Source organism: Enhygromyxa salina (assembly GCF_000737335.2).
Taxonomy (GTDB): Bacteria; Myxococcota_A; Polyangia; order Nannocystales; family Nannocystaceae; genus Plesiocystis; species Plesiocystis salina_C.
On the sequence record NZ_JMCC02000021.1, the window covers coordinates 74,497 to 92,409 of the forward strand.

Annotated in this window: 9 protein-coding genes; 4 read left to right on the forward strand and 5 right to left on the reverse strand. The window is 68.5% G+C overall.

What is annotated here, in order from left to right:
* The first annotated feature begins 1 nt into the window (after window position 1).
* Window positions 2-1,753 carry an ATP-binding protein gene (locus DB30_RS09750; RefSeq protein WP_052548106.1) on the forward strand — a complete coding sequence of 584 codons (1,752 nt, stop codon included), beginning with the start codon at window positions 2-4 and terminating at the stop codon, window positions 1,751-1,753.
* Window positions 1,732-6,738 (forward strand): hypothetical protein, encoded by a 5,007-nt coding sequence (locus tag DB30_RS09755; protein WP_146658404.1) that lies wholly within the window; start codon window positions 1,732-1,734, stop codon window positions 6,736-6,738. The genes DB30_RS09750 and DB30_RS09755 overlap by 22 nt, the downstream gene beginning before the upstream one ends.
* A 27-nt stretch (window positions 6,739-6,765) precedes the next feature.
* Here the strand turns inward: DB30_RS09755 and DB30_RS09760 are convergent, their stop codons facing one another.
* From DB30_RS09760 to DB30_RS09770, 3 genes are read right to left on the reverse strand one after another with little or no spacing between them, the layout of a single operon-like run.
* Window positions 6,766-7,512, reverse strand: a complete 747-nt coding sequence (locus DB30_RS09760; RefSeq protein ID WP_052548108.1) for a hypothetical protein — start codon at window positions 7,510-7,512, stop codon at window positions 6,766-6,768.
* A 59-nt stretch (window positions 7,513-7,571) separates the two neighbouring features.
* On the reverse strand, window positions 7,572-9,740 hold the full coding sequence (locus DB30_RS09765) for a 3-hydroxyacyl-CoA dehydrogenase NAD-binding domain-containing protein (RefSeq protein WP_052548109.1): 2,169 nt from the start codon (window positions 9,738-9,740) through the stop codon (window positions 7,572-7,574).
* 21 nt (window positions 9,741-9,761) lie between these two features.
* Window positions 9,762-10,967, reverse strand: a complete 1,206-nt coding sequence (locus DB30_RS09770; protein ID WP_052548110.1) for an acetyl-CoA C-acetyltransferase — start codon at window positions 10,965-10,967, stop codon at window positions 9,762-9,764.
* A gap of 200 nt (window positions 10,968-11,167) precedes the next feature.
* Between DB30_RS09770 and DB30_RS09775 the strand changes: the two genes are divergently transcribed.
* Window positions 11,168-11,635, forward strand: coding sequence for a MarR family winged helix-turn-helix transcriptional regulator (locus tag DB30_RS09775; RefSeq protein ID WP_146658406.1), 468 nt, complete (start codon window positions 11,168-11,170; stop codon window positions 11,633-11,635).
* 1,020 nt (window positions 11,636-12,655) lie between these two features.
* The gene (locus DB30_RS09780; protein ID WP_165703682.1) at window positions 12,656-15,346 is read left to right on the forward strand and encodes a carboxypeptidase regulatory-like domain-containing protein; all 2,691 of its coding nucleotides are present in this window, start codon (window positions 12,656-12,658) and stop codon (window positions 15,344-15,346) included.
* A gap of 21 nt (window positions 15,347-15,367) precedes the next feature.
* Here DB30_RS09780 and DB30_RS09785 read toward each other — a convergent pair whose 3' ends face one another.
* Window positions 15,368-16,783, reverse strand: a complete 1,416-nt coding sequence (locus DB30_RS09785; protein ID WP_146658408.1) for an RluA family pseudouridine synthase — start codon at window positions 16,781-16,783, stop codon at window positions 15,368-15,370.
* A 103-nt stretch (window positions 16,784-16,886) separates the two neighbouring features.
* Window positions 16,887-17,714 carry a hypothetical protein gene (locus tag DB30_RS09790; RefSeq protein WP_165703683.1) on the reverse strand — a complete coding sequence of 276 codons (828 nt, stop codon included), beginning with the start codon at window positions 17,712-17,714 and terminating at the stop codon, window positions 16,887-16,889.
* Window positions 17,715-17,913 lie beyond the last annotated feature (199 nt).

The following is a 17,913-nucleotide window of genomic DNA, read 5'->3' on the forward strand; positions in this document are numbered from 1 at the left end:
CATGGGCAGCCCCGCACCGGTCGATGTTGGCGATGCGCTCGATGATCTGATTAATCAGTTCTCGGATCCGATGTCGTTCTTCCGGGAGCTGATCCAAAACGCGCTCGACGCTGGCAGCGATGAGGTTGACATCGACTTCGAGTTTCAGGCCAGCGCGGAGCAGCCGGACAGTGGCGCGATGATCGTGACGGTCACCGACTACGGGGAGGGCATGGATCGCGCGATCATCGACAGCAAGCTGACCCGGCTGTTCTCGTCCGCCAAAGACGGCGACATGACCAAGATCGGCAAGTTCGGGATTGGCTTCGTGTCGGTGTTTGCGATCGAGCCCGACGCCGTGTGTGTCGACACCGCGCGGGCCGGCGAGGCGTGGCGGGTGCTGTTCGACCATGAGCGCCGGTTCAAGCGGCTGCGGCTCGACCAGGCGATCGAGGGCACGACGATCCGCATCATCAAGAACTCGACCCGCAGCGACTACGAAGCGTTCGTGACCCGGGCCCGCCAGGTCGTGCGCTATTGGTGTGGTCACGCCAACGGTGAGGTCCGGTTTCTTGGCGAGCAGGTGTCCGAGCCGTTCGGGCTCACCGCGACGGTGGCGGTCGCCTACGAAGACGACTTCTCCCACATCCACATCGGCCATCGGCCCGCGCGCGAGACCCTGCACGCGTTCTTCAACGGGGGGTTGACGCTGGTTCAGGCCGACGCGAACCACGGCTCGGCGATCCAAGAGCTGCTTGGGCTCTCGTTCAAGGTCTCGTCGCGCTACCTCGAGCACACGCTGACCCGCGACGACGTGATCAAGGACGGGCACTTCAACAAGGTGGTGGCGCGGCTGCGCGAGCTCGCCCGCGGGAGCCTGCGCGAGCGCGTGTTCGAGGCCCTCGACGCCCACGTCCGCGCGGGGGCTTGGATCAGCGGCGCCGACACGGACGGCGCGCTGGCCCGGCTGCTCGCGCTCTACGAGGCCGCGGCCTGGCACTTCAACGACGGCGCCGGGCTGTCCCGAGGCGTCGGCGATCGGGCGTGCGCGCGCAGCCCCAGCGGGCGGATCTGGACCTGGGCCGCGCTGCGCAAGGCGTTGGGTGATCGGGGCCCGCTGTTCGCGAGCCAGCGGACACCGCTGAGTGATGCGGTGGAGGCTGACGGTGGGGCGGTGATCTTGGCGTTCGGCGGCGTCCACGAGACCGGCCACGAGACCGGCCACGAGACCGACCAAGAACCCCAACAGCTCGAGCGGACGCCGCTCGCGTCGCTGATCCACGCGTGCAAGCTGATCGCCCCCAACACCGCAGCGCCGGCGTGGTTGGGCCAAGTGTGGTTCATGCCGCTCGCGCCGGAGCCCGGCGAGCGGCGAGCGTGGGCGGGGCTCGCCAGCATGGCGCTGCGCCTGCTCGAGGACAGTGAGCACCGCGTCTCCACGGTCGAGTTCGGTCGCTTCGAGGCGAGCGGCAGCCTGCTGGGCGGGCGCGCGGCGATCAGCCAGCGCGAATTTGGCGAGCTCACGCCCGCCGCCGAGGCCGGCGAGCTGGGCAAGCGCTTGTTCTCGCGCAAGCGCGCGCTTGTCGTCGACGCCGACCACCCCGCGGTCCGCACACTGCTTGGATTGTCCCAGCGCGAGCCCGAGCTCGCGGCCTACCAGCTGGTCAAGCTGTTCTTGTTGCTTGGCGGGTCGATCTCGGCCGCCACCGACTCGCAGCTGGCCGACCTTTCCATGCGCTACCGGGAGACACGATGTCCAAAGCCGCTGAGCTGATCGCCGGGTTGCAGTCGGACGCACAGTTCGACTCGGCCGGCTCGTTCTCGCTCGACCGGGACAAGGCCCGCGAGAAGATGCGTCAGTTTCAGCTGGCGGATCCACACCGCTACGTATTGTTGCTGGTCGAGGCGGCGGTGCTGCGGGGCGCGACCGCGATCACCTTCGACATCGACGCCGACGACATGCGCATGCGGTTTGACGCCGCGTTCACGTGGGAGGACCTGCAAGAGCTCTACGCGTCGCTGTTTGTCGATCGCAGCAGCGTGGCGATCCAAGCCCGCCGCGAGCTGGCGCTGGCCTGCAACGCGGTGATGGCCCTCAACCCTCGCTGGGTGCGGATCGAGAGCGTGTCGTTGGGCGAAGATCAGCAGCCGCGCGCGGTCGCGGCGGTGCTGCGGCCCGACGCCGCAGACGAGATCACGCAGCTCGACGCGGCCCCGAAGCCACCAGAAGCCGGCATGAGCCCGCCGTTCACGACGGTCCACGTCAAAGAGCGGTTCCGTCCCGGGTTGTTCGTTCGGTTTCTCAATGATCTGGGCGGAACGATCCCCGAAGAGCAGCTGCTCCGCGAGCGCTGTGCCCACGCCTCGTCAACGAGGATCATCCTCGACGGCGATCGTCTCAGTTGGGGGCTCCCCATCAATCTGATCGCGCGGGTGCTGCTCGAGACGGAGCACCTGCGTGGCGTGGCGGGCTTCCAGCGCAGCGAGTGGGGCAACCCGCGCTCGGCGTTGGTGCTGCTGTCCAACGGCGTGGAGATCACAACCCACGAGCTCAGCGACAGCGTGCCTGGCCTGTGGTTTTGGGTCGACTCGTCGCGGTTTCGCAAGGACGTGTCGCAGGGCGACGTGGTCCGCACCGATCCAAGCTACGAAGCGACGCTGGAGGCGCTCGGCAGCGCCCGCGACCAGGTGCTGGGCCAGCTCGTCAAAGCCTGGGCGGCGGGCGAGTTCTCGCCACTGACCCTGCCCACGGCGGACGCGGTGTACGATGTGATCCGCGACTGCTTCATGCGCTGGGGCGACGCGCAGTGGTTGGTGCCGGACTCGGGCCCGCTCTCGCTCGTTGGTGGCATGCCGCTCTGGCGCACGGTGGACAAGCGCTGGCTGAGCCCGCGGGCGATCGCAGAGGAAGCCGATCCGGTCCGCGGGATCATGTACACTACCAAGGACTTCGACGGCGTGACGCCGCAGGGGTGGGGCCCGGTGATCCAGGTGATCGACGGCGGCAACGAGGGCGCGGCGATCCTCCGGGTCTATCCGCAGGCCAAGTCGGTGACCGAGACGCTCGAGCGCGAGGTCCCGTGGGAGCTCGAGCGCCGCAGGTGGCGGGCGCGTGCCCACGACATCGAGCTGCCCCGCGGCACGGCCGGACCCGTGGTGCGGTTCGAGGGGGGCGACGTTCGTGGCTGCGTATCGCTGCGTCCTGGCCAGCGCAGCTCGATCCGCGTGGTCGTAGATGCTTGCCTGTTGTGCGACCTCGAGCTCGATCTGGGCTTCATTGGTGTCTGCGCCGTGATCACGGGGCCGCTCGAGCCCAGCCGCGACTTTACCCACCCGCGCCATGATCGGGCCTACGCGACGGCGCTGATGCTGCTGTTCGCCCAGCTGCCCGCGCTGATTCAACAGTCCGCGGCCCACGGAGGGCTCAGCGGGGAGTACAGCGACGTCGCGCGTCGCTATGTATTGGCGATCACCCGACCCGGGTTCGCGTTCGAGTGGCTGACCTCGTTTGGGTTCAGCGATGACGCGGCCAAGCAGGTGCTGCGCGCGCTCGGACACCCCAGCTTGATGCCCGAGTTTGGAGTGGGGGGCGCGCCCGGCCAGGCCAGCGAGCTGGCCCGGGCGATCAGCTTCGTGACCGTCGACCAGCGCCGCGTGACCTTGGTCGACATCGACAATGATCGGCGGACACGCGCGCGCGCGCCCGGAAAGGTGCTGGTCGTCGATCGCTCGGCGCCTGGGTCGGAGCTGGTCGAGGAGCTCTTGATCCACGGCGACGTCGACGACCGCCGCCTGCTGGGCGCCGCGTTCGGCGTGGACGCGATTCAAGATGACACCAAGGCCTACCTGAACGAGCTTGGCCGGCGCCGGTTCGAGGCCAAGCCCCCGCGCTTCGTGGGCCCGCCACCCGTGACCTGGACCGCGCGCATCGAGCAGCCCAGCGACGGCGAGGTCGGCAAGCTCACCGGGTTCGTGGGGATCGACGCCGGGCCGATGCGCAGCTGGGATCCCGCCAAGCCGCGGCGTGTGAAGATCGAAGTCCTCACCGAAGGCCGCACCCTGTGCATGCTCGAAGAGCGCAGCTGGCTGCCCGGGACCCAGGCGATCGTGGACTGGGAGCGGGCCCCGGCCAACCGCAATTGGGACGGGCTCACCGGCAACAACCAGCCGCTGCTCGACGCGGTCGAGACCGGGCTCGTCGAGATCGTGCTTGGCCGCGCGGCCGCGGCGGGCCGCGAACGTCCCGTCAATGACGCACGCCGACTGCTGTGGTTGGCGCTGGTGTCTGCGTTCGTCAGCGTCGAGCACGTTCGGGTCTGGCGGGCGCTGCGTCGTCACCACGTGGAGGACCATCCCGCCGCGGTCGCGGCCTACTTCGAGGTCATGACCTTGTTTCCGGGCATGCCGCTGCCGGAGCTGCGCGAGGCGATCACGATGCTGCTCGACGACGGCGCGCTCCCGACCCGCGACGCGATCCTGAAGCTCAGCGGTCGCTCGGTGCCGGCCCCGCTCCAGGGCACCCGCCGCGAGTTTCACCAGCAATTGCTCGAGTCCTGGATGCTGCTCGAGTCGGTGCCCTTGGTCGAGTTGACCTCGGGCGCGTGCATGAGCCTCGCGGAGCTCGAGGCGGTGTTCGAGCGCACCAACGAGATCGCCTATGTCGAAGATCGATCGCTGCGCTGGGACAGCGACGAGCGGGTGATCCTGCGCGGCGACGACATCGATCACGTCGGGCTGATCCGCCTGTTTGGGCGCGAGCATCTGACCGAGGTGTCCGCGTGGGTCCACGAGCGCCGCCACCAGCAGCGCTTTGGGTTGCGGCCTGCGCTCGAGCACATCCGCGTGGCCGACAAGGATCGCTTGGTCGGGGTCGAGTTCGAGCATGACGCGTTCGTTGGCGAGCTGGCGATCCCCCGGTGGGCGGCCGGGGAGGGCGGCAACATGCGGATCTCGTTTTGTCACGAGCGCCGGGTCGTCGAAGATCTCGACATCCACGCCGCGCTGCCCGTGATCGGCATCGTCGATGACCCGCACGCCGAGCTCACGGCGGACTACGCCTCGGTCGAGACCAGCAACGCCCGCATGGCCGCGCTGCGGCGGTTGTTGTCCGACGTGTTGGCGGATCAGCTGTTGCCAGCGCTCGCGGACCGCTACCCCAGCCTCGACGCGCGCGAGCGCGAGTGGGCGCGCAGCTGGATCTTCGCGCACTGGCGACGCAACAGCCCCCGCGGCGGTGACCTGCCCAATCGCCTGAGCGCCGCTGGCCAGCAGTTCGCCAAGCTCGCGCTGTTCGAAGACGTCGACGGCCAGCCGCGCACGCTCGAGCAGCTGACCAGCCGGGCCAAGGGTCAAGGGTGCCTGTGGTACGTCGAGCGCCACCCGGGCCATTCGGTCGCGCCTCGGTTTCCGGTCGTGCTCGCGCGCGGGGCCGCTCTGGCCGCGCTCACAGAATTGTTCGCCAAGCTCGAGGACTTCAGCGAGCGCTGGGGGGATCAGGTCGTCGGCGCCGAGCGGCGTCGGGCCGCCGCTGACTTGCCGCCAACGATCGCGGCGCCAGCGGGCGCGCTGGTGACGGCTGAGCTCTCGCGTCACGGCATGCAGGGCTCGGTGTGGCTGCTCGACGCTCACCCCTTCGAGCACGCCGTGGTGCTTGGCAGCGAGGGTAAGGTCGTCGAGGTCCGGCGCGCGGATGCGCTGCTTCGGGCCCAGGGGATCATCGGCGGGGCGCTCGAGGTCGACGATCGCTTCGAGCGTGTCGCGCTCTCGGGTTCGCAGCAGCGCTACCTCGACGCGCGGATCATCAAGCTGTACGCGAAGCTGCTCGACCAGCACCAGGCCCAGCTCGCGCGGCCCGAGTCGGTCGAGTTTTCCAACCCCGAGGTCGCCCGCCGCCGGGCCGTTGCGCTCGATCTGCTGCGGGTTGCCGTCGTGGGCATGGCCAAGGCGCGGCTGCAGGGTGACGGCTTTGACGCGATCCTGGGCAACCTCGAGCGACGCCTGCTCGAAGAGCCGCTGCTGCGACTCGCGACGGGCTCGTTGATCAGCGTGACGGTGGCCTGTCGGGTGCGCCCGCCCGAGCTGGCGTACTTGAACATCTGGGACCCGGATGTGCCTGCCTACGATCCAGTGGCGCACGCCGAGGAGGCTCGGCGCACGCTCGCGCGGCCGACCGACCCACCGCCGTCGGAGCCGCTTGGGCTCGAGCACGCGCCGCCGAGTCTCGACGACGACCATGACGAGGACGACGACGACGATCCGAACGAGCTCAGCTTGGCTGATCTCGAGCGGATCGCGGAGGAGCTAGAGGCCGTCGACGTGGCCGAAGCCAAGCAACCCGTGCCACCGCCGCGCGACTTCGTTGGCGAGCTCCTCGAGCGGCTTCGCGCCGAGCTTCGGCTGCTGCGCGAGCGCAAGCAGATCAGCTTGACCGAGGGGCTGCTCGACTGCATTCACGCCGAGCCCGGTCGGGGGCGCGAGCTGATCAGGATCGACGGTCGCGTGATCTTCGACAGCGAGCACCCCCGCTTCGTCCGGGCGCTCGAGGATCCTGATCCGATCTGGGTCAGCTTCCTGGCCTCGGTCGCGTACACCGGGCTCAATCGCTGGCTCGAGGAGGTCACCGACGCAGACGAGCTCGCGTTTCATGCTGGCCACGCGCAGCTGCTGATGTCGGGGTTGCTCGACGGGCCGCTCGACGGGCCGCTCGACGGGCCGCTCGACCTGCCGCTCGATGGGGCGGCACGAACCTTCGACACCTGATCGAGCAGCCCAGGGCCCAGACCGGGCTCACACGCGCAGGGCGTCCACGCGGGCGCACACGACCTCGGTCGTGGTCGCCAGGGCCGCGAGCTCGGCGAGGGGATCATCGGGGGCGCGGGTCGCCTCGAGCCGCGAGCGCAGGGCCATGACCGTGGGCGCGACAGGGGCGACCGAGCTGCCAGCCCAGGCCAGCAGCCGCCCGAGCAGCGCGGCCTCGTCGCGTGGGGGCTGCTGACCTGCCAACGCCAGCGTGTGGTGCCCGATCATTGTCAGCAGCTCCATGCCCTCGCGCAGCAGCGCGTCGAGCCGGACCTGCTCGGTCGCAAGACACCAGAGCATGCGGTTGCGCAGGCGCTGGGTCAGCGTCCGCAGGGCTCGCTCGATCTCGTGGCGCAGATCCTTGGCTGCGATCTCGAGGCCCTGGAATGGATCGCGGCCGGCCAGCAGCAAGTGGTGGTCGCGCCAGGTCGCGATCTCGAGGGCGTGGACGTCGACCGAGCCGGCCAGCTCTGCGCCCGTGACCGTGCGGATCTGCAGACCCGCGCGCAGCGGCTGGGCCAGGCCCTTGGCGAGCGCGCGCAAGCTGGTCGCGTCCAACAGCTCGGCGACGATCAGCAGCTCGACGTGGGCACCACGCATCGAGCGGCCGCGCTTGGCCGCCGGGCCGATCAGACACACGGCGATCAGGTGGTTGGCGAGCGCCCGCACGATCGCAGGCTTCGCCGCGTCGATCGGTTGCCGTACTTGCTCCGAGAGCCAGTCGAGGCTGGTCACGCCGACACGATAGCCGGCCCGGGGCAGATCAGGGAAGGGCCGTCCCGTGCGTGGGCGCCTCAGCCTGCAGGATCCTGGCCGGCGGGGAAGAACTTCGAGCCTGTCTCGGCCATCTCGCGCAGGGTCTTGGGCGGCGCGTAGCGGGGGCCACAGGTGTCGCTGAGCTGATCGAGCTCCGCCACCACCGCGCGCAGATCCTGGCGATCCAAGAACCCGAACGGACCGCCGGTGTGCGGCGCGAACCCAATCCCGAAGATCGCCCCAACCTCGCCGTCGCGAGCGTTGCGAAGGATGCCACCCTCGAGGCAGTGGACGGCCTGCACCGCTTGGATCAGCAGCAGGCGCCGCGCGAGGTAGTTGACCCCAGTTGTGGTTGGTGTCGCGCCAGCGAGCTTGGCGAGCCCGGACCACAGGCCCGTTCGGCGGCCGCGCTCGTACTCGTAGAACCCGGCGCCAGCTGCCCGGCCGCCGCGATCATGCGTCTTTACCATGGCCTCGACCAGCGCGAGCCCGTCGTTGTCCACGGCCGCGTCGCCCAGGTATTTGCGGCTCTGGGCGCTGGCTTTGAGCGGCAGGGTCAAGGTGACCTCGTCAAACACCTGCAGCGGCGGGACGACCATGCCGGCCTGTCGCGCGGCCCACTCGATCAACACCGGATCGTGGCCCTCGGCGACCAGCTGCGCGCCCTCCATGATGTACGACGAGAACACTCGCGTGGTGTAGAACGCGTAACCGTCGTTGACGACGATCGGCAGCTTGTTGATCCGTCGGCAAAAGTTCAGGCAGCGCGCGAGGGTGTGATCGCTGGTCTTGGGACCCATCACGATCTCGAGCAGGGGCATGACCTCGACCGGCGAAAAGTAGTGCAGCCCGATGAAGCGCTCGGGCCGGTCGGACACCTGGGCCAGATCGGCAATCGGGATCGCCGAGGTGTTGCTGGCCCAGATCCCGTTGGCGCTGAGCTGGCCCTGGGCCTCTTGGGTCACGCGATGCTTGAGCTCGAGGTTCTCGAACACCGCTTCAATGATCAGATCCGTGTTGGCGAGCGCGGCCAGCTCGAGGCTTGGCGTCATGCGCGAGCGGATCGCCTGGCGGCCCGCGTCGTCGAGGTGACGCTTGCGCTTGGCGAGCTCGGCCTCGAAGTGGGCGACGCCCTTGTCGAGCGCGTCTTGGTTGATGTCTTTGAGCACGACCTCGTAGCCCGCGTCGGCGCACACGAACGCCAGCCCGGCGCCCATCATGCCGGCGCCCAAGATCGCGACCTTGGAGATCTCTGCTTGCTCGTTGGCCCCGAGCGTGGGCAGGCCCTGGTGCTCGAGCGCGGCCCGGCGGAAGAACCACAGGGTCCGCATCATGTCCTTGGACTGATCACCAACGACGAGCCCGACGAAGTAGCGGGCCTCGACCTCGAGCGCGCGCTCGAACTCCAGGCTCAGCCCCTCTTGGATCGCGCTGAGGGAGGCCTCTGGGGCATGGAACACGCCCGCGGTCTTCTTGCGCAGCATCGCCGACGCGGCCATGAACAGGTTGCGAGCGTCAGGCGAGCCGGGGCGCGGGCCGGGGATCCGCGCCCGCTTTTGATCCCACGGCTGAACCGGCTTGGGGTTGGCGGCGATCCACGCCAGCGCGGCGGCTCGCAGCGCGTCTTTGTCGGCCACGAGCTCGTCGACCAAGCCGGCCTCGAGCGCCTTGTTGGCCCGAAACTCCTTGCCCTGCAAGATCGCCTCGGCGGCGGGCTGAATGCCGATCAGTCGGGGCAGGCGCTGGGTCCCGCCACCGCCTGGGAGCACGCCGAGCTGGACCTCGGGCAGCCCGAACTTCACGCGTGGATCGTTGATCGCAATGCGCCGATGACAGGCCAGCGCCAGCTCATAGCCGCCGCCGAGCGCGGTCCCGTTGAGAGCGGCGACGACCGGCACGCCCGCGGTCTCGAACCCGCGGTAGAGCTGATGCATCTGCATGACCGCGGCGTACAGCGCCGCGGCGTCGCGCATCTCGTAGATCCGGTTCAAGTCCGCGCCCGCACAAAAGTCCTTGTGCGCCGAGGTCAAGATGATGCCCTTCAACCCCGAGCGGCCCTTGGCCCACGCGAGCGCGTCTTGCAGCCCGTGGCCGTAGCTATCGTTGATGATGTTGACCTTGCCAGGCATCGCCAGCGTCAACGTGGCGACGCCGGTCTGGGGGTCGAACTCACAGCTCAGCGCGTCGTTGCGGTGTTGCTCGGTCATATCGCTCATTCCCTTCCGCGCTCACACGCGCTCGATGATCGTGGCCACGCCCATGCCGCCGCCAATGCACAAGGTCACCAGCCCAACGTTCTTGTCGTGCTGTTCGAGGGCGTCGAGCAAGGTCCCGAGCAGCATGCAGCCGGTCGCGCCAAGCGGGTGACCAAGCGCGATCGCGCCGCCGTTGACGTTGAGCTTGGCCGGGTCGATCTCGAACTCTTGCAGGTAGGCCATGGGCACGGCCGCGAACGCCTCGTTGACCTCGAACAGATCAATGTCCGAGATGCTCATGCCAGCGCGCTGCAGGATCTTGCGGGTCACCGGGATCGGGCCGTCGAGCATCAGCATGGGCTCGGAGCCGATGCTGGCGACCGCCCTGATCTTGGCCCTGGGTTTGAGCCCGAGCGACTCGCCCTTCTCGCGGGAGCCAAACAAGATCGCCGCCGCGCCGTCGACGATGCCCGACGAGTTGCCCGCGTGGTGGACATGCTCGATCCGCTCGACCTGCGGGTAGACCGGCTTGGTCAGCGCGTCGAGGCCGAACTGCCGACCCATCATCTCGAAGCTGGCTTTGAGCTTGGCGAGCGCGGCCAGATCCGTCCCGGGCCGGGGGTACTCGTCCTTGGCCAGCATGGTCAGGCCGTTGCGATCCGTGACCGGGACCAGCGACTTGTCAAAGTCGCCGCGCTCGATCGCGGCCGCGGCTTTTTGCTGGCTGTTCACGGCGAAGCTGTCGACGTCCTCGCGGGTGAACCCGCGCAAGGTCGCGAGCAGATCCGCGGACACCCCCTGCGGGACCGAGCCGACCTCCCACTGGGTCTGCGGATCCCAGATCGCGCCGCCGTCCGAGCCCATCGGGACCCGCGACATGCTCTCGACGCCGCTGCCGATCACGAGGTCCTCGAACCCCGAGGCGACCATCGCCGCAGCTTGGTTGCAGGCCTCGAGGCCCGACGCGCAGAACCGGTTGAGGGTCACGCCCGAGGTCACCAACGGATAGCCAGCCGTGAGCGCGGCGAAGCGTGCGATGCACGAGCCTTGCTCACCGGTCTGGGTCACGCAGCCGGCGATCACGTCGTCGACTTGGGTGGTGTCGAGCTCGTTGCGATCGCGGAGCGCTCGCAAGGTGGTTGCGAGCAGGTCGACAGGACGGACGGTGTAGAGGCTGCCGCTGGACTTCCCCTTGCCACGGGGCGTACGCACGGCGTCGAAGATCATCGCTTCTGACACGGAAGGCTCCTTGCTGCGTCATGGCTGGTCGACCGGAGCACCCGGACGCCAGCGAGGACAAATGCTAAGCACGCTCATCGTTCTCGGCAAGCAAGCCTCGCGAACGACGCCTGGCACGGGGCTTGGGGCTCACGGACGCTTGGCCGGGCCGGGTCAAAGACTGCTTGCGAGGCGTACGGGGCAGCGGCAAGCTGCGCGCCATGGCCAGCCGTGTCGACATCGCCCAGCGCCGCAAGCAAGCGGACGCCGCGCTCGAGCTGTCTCGCATCAATCGGGAGATCGAGCGGCGTGTGCAGCAGCTGCTCGAGCGCGAGAAGCTCGAGGACGTCACGCCCGCGCAGGCCAACGCGATGATGATCTTGTTCCAAGAGAAGTCGCCGATGACGGCCCGGCAACTGGCTCGGCAGATGAACCTGTCGGAGGTCACCGTTGGGCGGTTCGTGCGTGCGCTCGAGGGGGCGGGGTGGGTCAGGCGCGAGGCGGATCCGAAAGATACTCGGGCGATCCTGATCGTGCCTTCGAGGCGGGCGTATCGGGCGTTTTCGCGGTTTTTGAACGTTAGTAATGCGTTGTTGGATGTGGCGTTTGCGGGGTTCACTAAGAAAGAGGTGGAGACGCTGGGGCGGTTGGTCGAGCGGGTGCGGATGAACGTGGTTGTTGAGCCGTAGGTATGTGCTGGGTTTTGAGGCTGTGTGGGCGGGGATGCGGAGGGTTGGGGGGACGGCGGGGATGCGGAGGGTGGGGGTGACGGCGGGCAGCCCGGCGGGCTCCGAGGGTCCCTCGGAGCGAAACCACTCACCGCTGGCATGTGGTGTGTCGGTCTTCTGGTAGTACGAGTGACCTTCACCGCTTCGATTGGGTCTAATACGCCGTGAATTTTCGCTCCGAGGGACCCTCGGAGCCCTGGTTGCCGGGCCGTCGTGTTGCAACCGATTTCTCCGCTGCGATCCGAGCACGATGCACTGTGGGTGACCGTGGTCGTGCGCTGTCCCTGACTTTGACGGTGGATGAGACTGTGGTTGTGACGGCGGGCAGCCCGGCGGGCTCCGAGGGACCCTCGGAGCCCTGGTTGCCGGGCCGTCGTTTTGCAACCGATGTCTCCGCTGGGATCCGAGGACGATGCACTGTGGGTGACCGTGGTCGTGCGATGTCCCTGACTTGACGGTGGATGAGACGGTGGTTGTGATGGCGGGCAGCCCTGGTTGTCGGGCGATCGTCGTGCAATCGGTGTCTCCGCTGCGGTCGGGAGGCCGGTCGTGACGTTGCATCGCGATGAACTGTCGATGCGGTTGTGTCATGTTGTTTTGTGGTGTGAATGGTCGGGGGGGCTGTTCAGTGCTCTGGCCGCTTGGAGTTCGTGTGGGGCATGCAAAATCGGTATGTTTGCGGGGGATGGAGCGGAACGTCATCTTTGGTAAGGGCGGAATCGGAGAGTCTGCGGTCGCCTGCGGCATCTCGGCCAGGCTGGCCGGCGGTAAGTGGGCATGAACGCTCGTCCTTCAGCGAACTCGAAGCTGCGATGGTTGGGTGCGCTCGGGCTGCTCGTTGGGTTGGTGGTTGTCGGCCTCATGGTTCGATCTCGAGGCTCAGACGCGTTGGGCGGCGATGACCTGAGCGCGTCGCGGCCGTCAACGCTTGTGGGGCATTCGCGCTCGCGCGAGCGAGCCGAGGGGTCCGAGCGGCGCTATATGTCGGTCTCGGTTGTCGATGAGTTGGGGCAGCCGATCGCTGGGGCCGTGGTCTGTCTGCTGGGCACGGGGCGCGGGGTCCAGGCGCAGCGCTGTGAGACGACAGATGCGAGTGGCCATGTCGATGGGTTCGAGCTGGTCGGGGGGGAGCGCTGGCAGCTCGCCTGCTCGGCGGAGGGTCATCGTCCGTTGCTGATCCCCCGGCCCGGGGAGTTGTTGCCGAGCGGTGAGCGCGTGCAAGTGACGTTGCGGCGCGGTGGAACTCGGGTTGTTGGGGTCGTCGAGGACGCGACCGGCGGGACCATCGAAGGTGCGCTCGTACGTGTCGAGAACGGGAGCGGGGCGGCGATGGCCGCGGCCGTGTCCCAAGCGGATGGCGAGTTCGAGGTGTGGGCGGACGAAGGCCACGCGGTCATCGAAGCTGGCGCCGACGGCTACGTGAGCAGCCGTGAGCAGCTGGTCGTGCCCAGCGGTCCGATCCGCATGGTGCTGCTCCCGGAGGCGGTGATCGCCGGGCGGGTGCTCGACGCACAGAGCATGACTCCGATCGCCGACGCGTTGGTTGTTGCGCGGCCGAGCGATCGTGACAATCGCGTTGGCGGTGACCTGGGCGTGTATCGAGCGCGAAGCGACGAGCAAGGCCGCTACGAGCTTCGCGGGCTGCCGGGTGGGGTGTTCGGGCTCAGCAGCCAGGGCCCGTGGGGCGAGGGCGCGAGCGAGGGCGCCGTGCTGGTCGAGTTCGGCAGTCGGACCGAGGATGTCGACATCCTGATCCATCGCGGGACGATGGTCCGCGTGCGGGTCGTCATCGCCGAGAGTCAGCGTGGTTGTCTCGGTGCCGAGGTCTCGCTCACGGACGAAGACGTCGGGCGTCGGCTGTCGAGCACCGCCGACCTCGACGGGCGCGTCGAGTTGTCGGTAGCGATCTCTGGCAGCTACCGGGTTGGCGTACGCTGTGAAGGACATCGGCTCGTGGGTGCGCCGCCGGTGCTCGAGCTGAGCGGCACGCCCAGCGAGAGTGAGCGGCTCGAGCTCACGGTCGAGCGCGGGCTCGTGCTTCGTGGTCTGGTTTCGGGCGAGAACCAGCCGATCCGCGAGGCCGTGGTCGCGCTGATCCCCGCGCAGGGTGGGCCGCCAGCCGCGATCGCCGTCGCCGACGCGGTGGGGGAGGTCGAGCTCTCGGGGCTCGACGGCGGCGAGTATGTGGTGACCGGTACGGCGCCGGGCTGGTTTCCGGCCGAGACGGAGGTCCGCGTGACGATCCCCCGCGACGACGCGTTCGAGCTCACGCTGGTCTCGGGTGGATCGCTGCGCGGGTCGGTCGTCGAGCCCGACGGCCGACCGGTGTCCTCGGCGCGGGTGCTCGCGCATCGACGCTCGAGCAACGGCCGCTGGCGCGGCGAGACGCTTGTCGACATGGACGGACACTACGAGTTCGCCGCGCTGCCGTCGGGCAGCTACCGGGTCGACGCGCTCGCCGAAGGGGGCCAGCCGCTGACGACCCCGAGCGGCGCGGCGGCGTCGGCGACCGTGAGCGTCGAGCGTGGCCAGGCGACCGAGCTGCAGTTCGTCGTCACCGCGCAAGTCGGGGTCATCACTGGGCTCGTCGTCGACGGCGACGGCCAGCCGATGAGCGCCGCGTTCGTGTGCGCCAACCCGGATGCGCTCCCGCCGGACGCCATCGTGTCCCGCGGTCGCTGTGCGCCGCGGATGACAGACGTCGACGGCAGCTTCGAGATCCGCGGGCTCTCGGCCGGCGCGTTCACCCTCACTGCACGGGTCCGCGGCGGCGGGGAGGCGGCGCTGTCCGGCGTCACGCCCGGGGAGCAGGTCGAGCTCGTCGTGGGTGACTGCGGCTCGCTGCGGGGCAGCGCCCACTATCGCAGCGACGCTTCGGCCCCGGATCTCCTCATCGTCGAGCTCGTACGAACAGACGCGGCAGTGCGCCGCCGCGAGGTGTTCTTGCGGACTCGAGGCGAGTGGTCGATCGACGGGCTGCCGGTTGGTCGTTATCAGGTCCGCGTCAAGGCCAGCGTGGGCGCGGGCGCGGTCGAGGCTGAGGTCAAAGCCGGAGACAACCACGCTGGCGACGTCTCGCTCGACGATCTGACGCGGCTGAAAGGGCGCGTCGTTCGACTCGAGACCGGCGAGCCGCTCACCGACTTTCGCGTTGTCGCAACCGCGCTCGACGCTCAAATGCGCAGCCGCTACATCCACGATGACGCGCGCAACGTCAGCGACGCGAGCGGCCGCTTCCTGGTCTCGGATCCACCGACCGGGCGGGTCACGCTGCACGTGATTCCCAACAACCTGCACGCCCGACCGCCCGACCTGACCGAGGCACACTTGACCGTGACCGTGAACCCGGGCGTGCCCCTCGACGTCGGCGATGTGTCCGTGCCCACGCGACGCCTGGCGCCCGAGCAGCCGGCGGCGTCGTTCGGATTTCGCCTGGTGCGATGGGATCATGTGGGCGACCAAGCCGACCAGGTCGCGCGCGTCATCAGCGTGGAGTCGGGCGGCGCGGCGGCGGCGGCGGGGCTCGAGGTCGGCGACGTGATCACGACGATCGATCGCTACGAGATCAGCGGGCGACGCTACATCCTCCAGTACCTGCTCGCGGCACCGGTTGGGACCACGATCGTGTTGGACACCGAGCGCGCGCCGGGGCTGGTGTTGACAGGACGCTGACATGGCCAGCGGGCTGCCCGGCTAGAACGGGCACGTCGAGTCGAAGGTCAGCGCTTCACCCGTGATGGGGTGGCGAAACCCGACCGACGCGGCGTGCAGCATCAAGCGCCCGTCGCCACCAAAACCGTAGAGCAGGTCACCGATGATCGGCGCGTCGAGCCCGCTCGGGTGTGCGGCGTGGAGTCGCAGTTGATGGGTGCGCCCGGTCTTTGGAAACAGGGCCACGCGGGTCGTGTCCAGCGCGCGCTCGAGCACTCGCCAACGCGTGAGCGCGGGCTTGCCCCGGACGGGATCGTGGATCTGGCGGGGTCGATCAGCGAGGTCGCGCGACAGCGGCAGATCGATGACGCCACCGTCGCCAGCCACCGCGCCCCGGACCAGCGCCTCGTAGCGCTTGTCGACCTCCCGCGAGGAAAACTGACGCTGCATCGCGACGTAGGCCGGCTTGTGCTTGGCCGCGATCAGCAAGCCCGAGGTCGCGACGTCGAGGCGATGGACCAAGCGCGGCCAGCTGTCGTCTTCGAGACCCGCGCGCTGCTGCAGCCGATACTCGACGCTGTCTCGCCGCCGCGGGCCTCGACCGGGGACCGAGAGCAACCCCGACGGCTTCTCGACCACGAGGATCGCGTCGTCCTCGTGCACGACCCACGGCGCGTCGGCGCTGACGGCCTCGATCCCGACATCTGGCGCGGGCTCGCAGGCCAAGCCCTCGAGCATGAAGGGCAGGATCTTCGCGCAGCGGCCCCGACACGCCGGATAGAACACGCCGTGTTGCCGACCCCCACCGGGCGGCGAGCCACCCCACCAAAACTCGGCCAAGGCCAGCGGGCGAGCACCGAGCGCGAAGGCACGGGCGAGCAGCTTGGGCGCCGCACAGTCGCCCGAGCCCCCGGGTGGCGGCAGCGGATCGAACAACGCACACAGCTTGCGCTGCTCGCCGCGCGCGTTTGCCAGCAGGTAGGTGTCGAGCAGCTCGGCGTGCAGGCTGCGCGACAGCTCCCGCTGGGTCTGCACGGTCTCTTGCAACAGCTCCTGCGCCGCAGGATCGGGCGACGCCGCGTGGCGCATGGTTCGGACCTCGATGTCGAGCGCGGTGATCCGTGCGCCGCCGTCGTCCCACAGACGCTCGTACCTCGGGACATCGAAGGCCGGCGGCACGAAGCCCTCGACCTCATGCTGACCCCCCAGCATCCCGGCGAAGCCACGCAGGTACCCGACCCGGCCGTCAGCGTGACGCATGACGAGCACGCCGATCATCTTGCCGCCCAGCGGGCCCTCGAACATCTGGGGCTCGAGCCACGGCAGCAAGGCCAACGCGGCCTGGGTCTGCTCGGCTGCGAGCGCGGCGAGTGGGTGCGGTGGGCCCGGCCGAAACGGCGTGGGGAACAGCTCCGGCAAGCTCGCAGCCGGCGGTTGCGGGTCGAAGGGGACGAACACGAAGGCGGCTATCTACCCAGACGCCGACGTGTTGTCACCTCGGTGAATCAGCTCGCGTGCTTGCGAGACGCTCCGTGAACAACCACGGTCGGCCCGACCACCGCTAGCCAGCTGGCTTGCCCGAGACGAACACGCCGATGTGGCCGTTGGGCTCGTCGCCGTAGAAGTCACAGACCTTTCGGCGAGCGTGGGTCACCCAGACCTCGTGCTCGGCGAAGGTCGCGTGTCCACCGCGAAACAGCGTCTCTTGCTCGCCGGCGAACTCGAAGGTCAAGCCCACTTCACGCTCCGCAGTGCTCTCGTAGCAGTCTGGCGTGCACGCGTCAGTGACCACCTCGACCGAGATCGCGTCGATCCCGAGGCTCTCGACGAGTGGCGCGTAGTAGAAGGCGTGGCGCCCCGCGAGCGCCAGGCTCTGGTCGAGGTGATCGAGGCGCCAGTCGACCTCCGGCCAGTCGGTATTGTCGGCGCTCACCGTCAGGTGCAAGGTCGCATCGACCTCGAAGTTCGGCGTCCACGGCTCGTTGAGCATGAGGTCAATCGTGACCATATCGAAGCTCGGGCAGTCGAGCTCGACCTGGGTCGCTGAAACGCTCAGTACCGTGCAGTCCTCGTCGAGATCATAGTCGGTCTCCTTGGGCGAAGTCGTGATCTCTACACTCTGCGCCGGACCTGGGACTATGTCGCAGCCCATGTCTGGAGGCGGGTCCACGCACACCTTGCACCAGTCTTCATAGGGGTGGCCGTCGCCGTCACCACCGTCGCCATCGCCATCGCCATCGCCATCACCTCCATCGCCGTCGCCACCATCGCCATCGCCATCGCCATCGCCATCGCCATCACCATCACCATCGCCGCCGTCACTGTCACTGTCACCGACACTGTCACCGGTCTCGTCGGCGGGGGAATTGCCGGTTTCACATGCGCCCAACGCGAGACACGCACTGAGCGCGAGAACGGATATGTTCTTTGAGGTCACGCTCGGCAAGTGCCACGAGGTGATCGAACGATCACGCTCGCGCGCACTTCCCAACTCAACCGAAATATCGTGTCGGTGTTCGCACCAGAGCGCGGGTTTTGGCGTGGCATGGCGAAACCCTTGCTTCACACGTCCGTCGCCAGTGACTTCG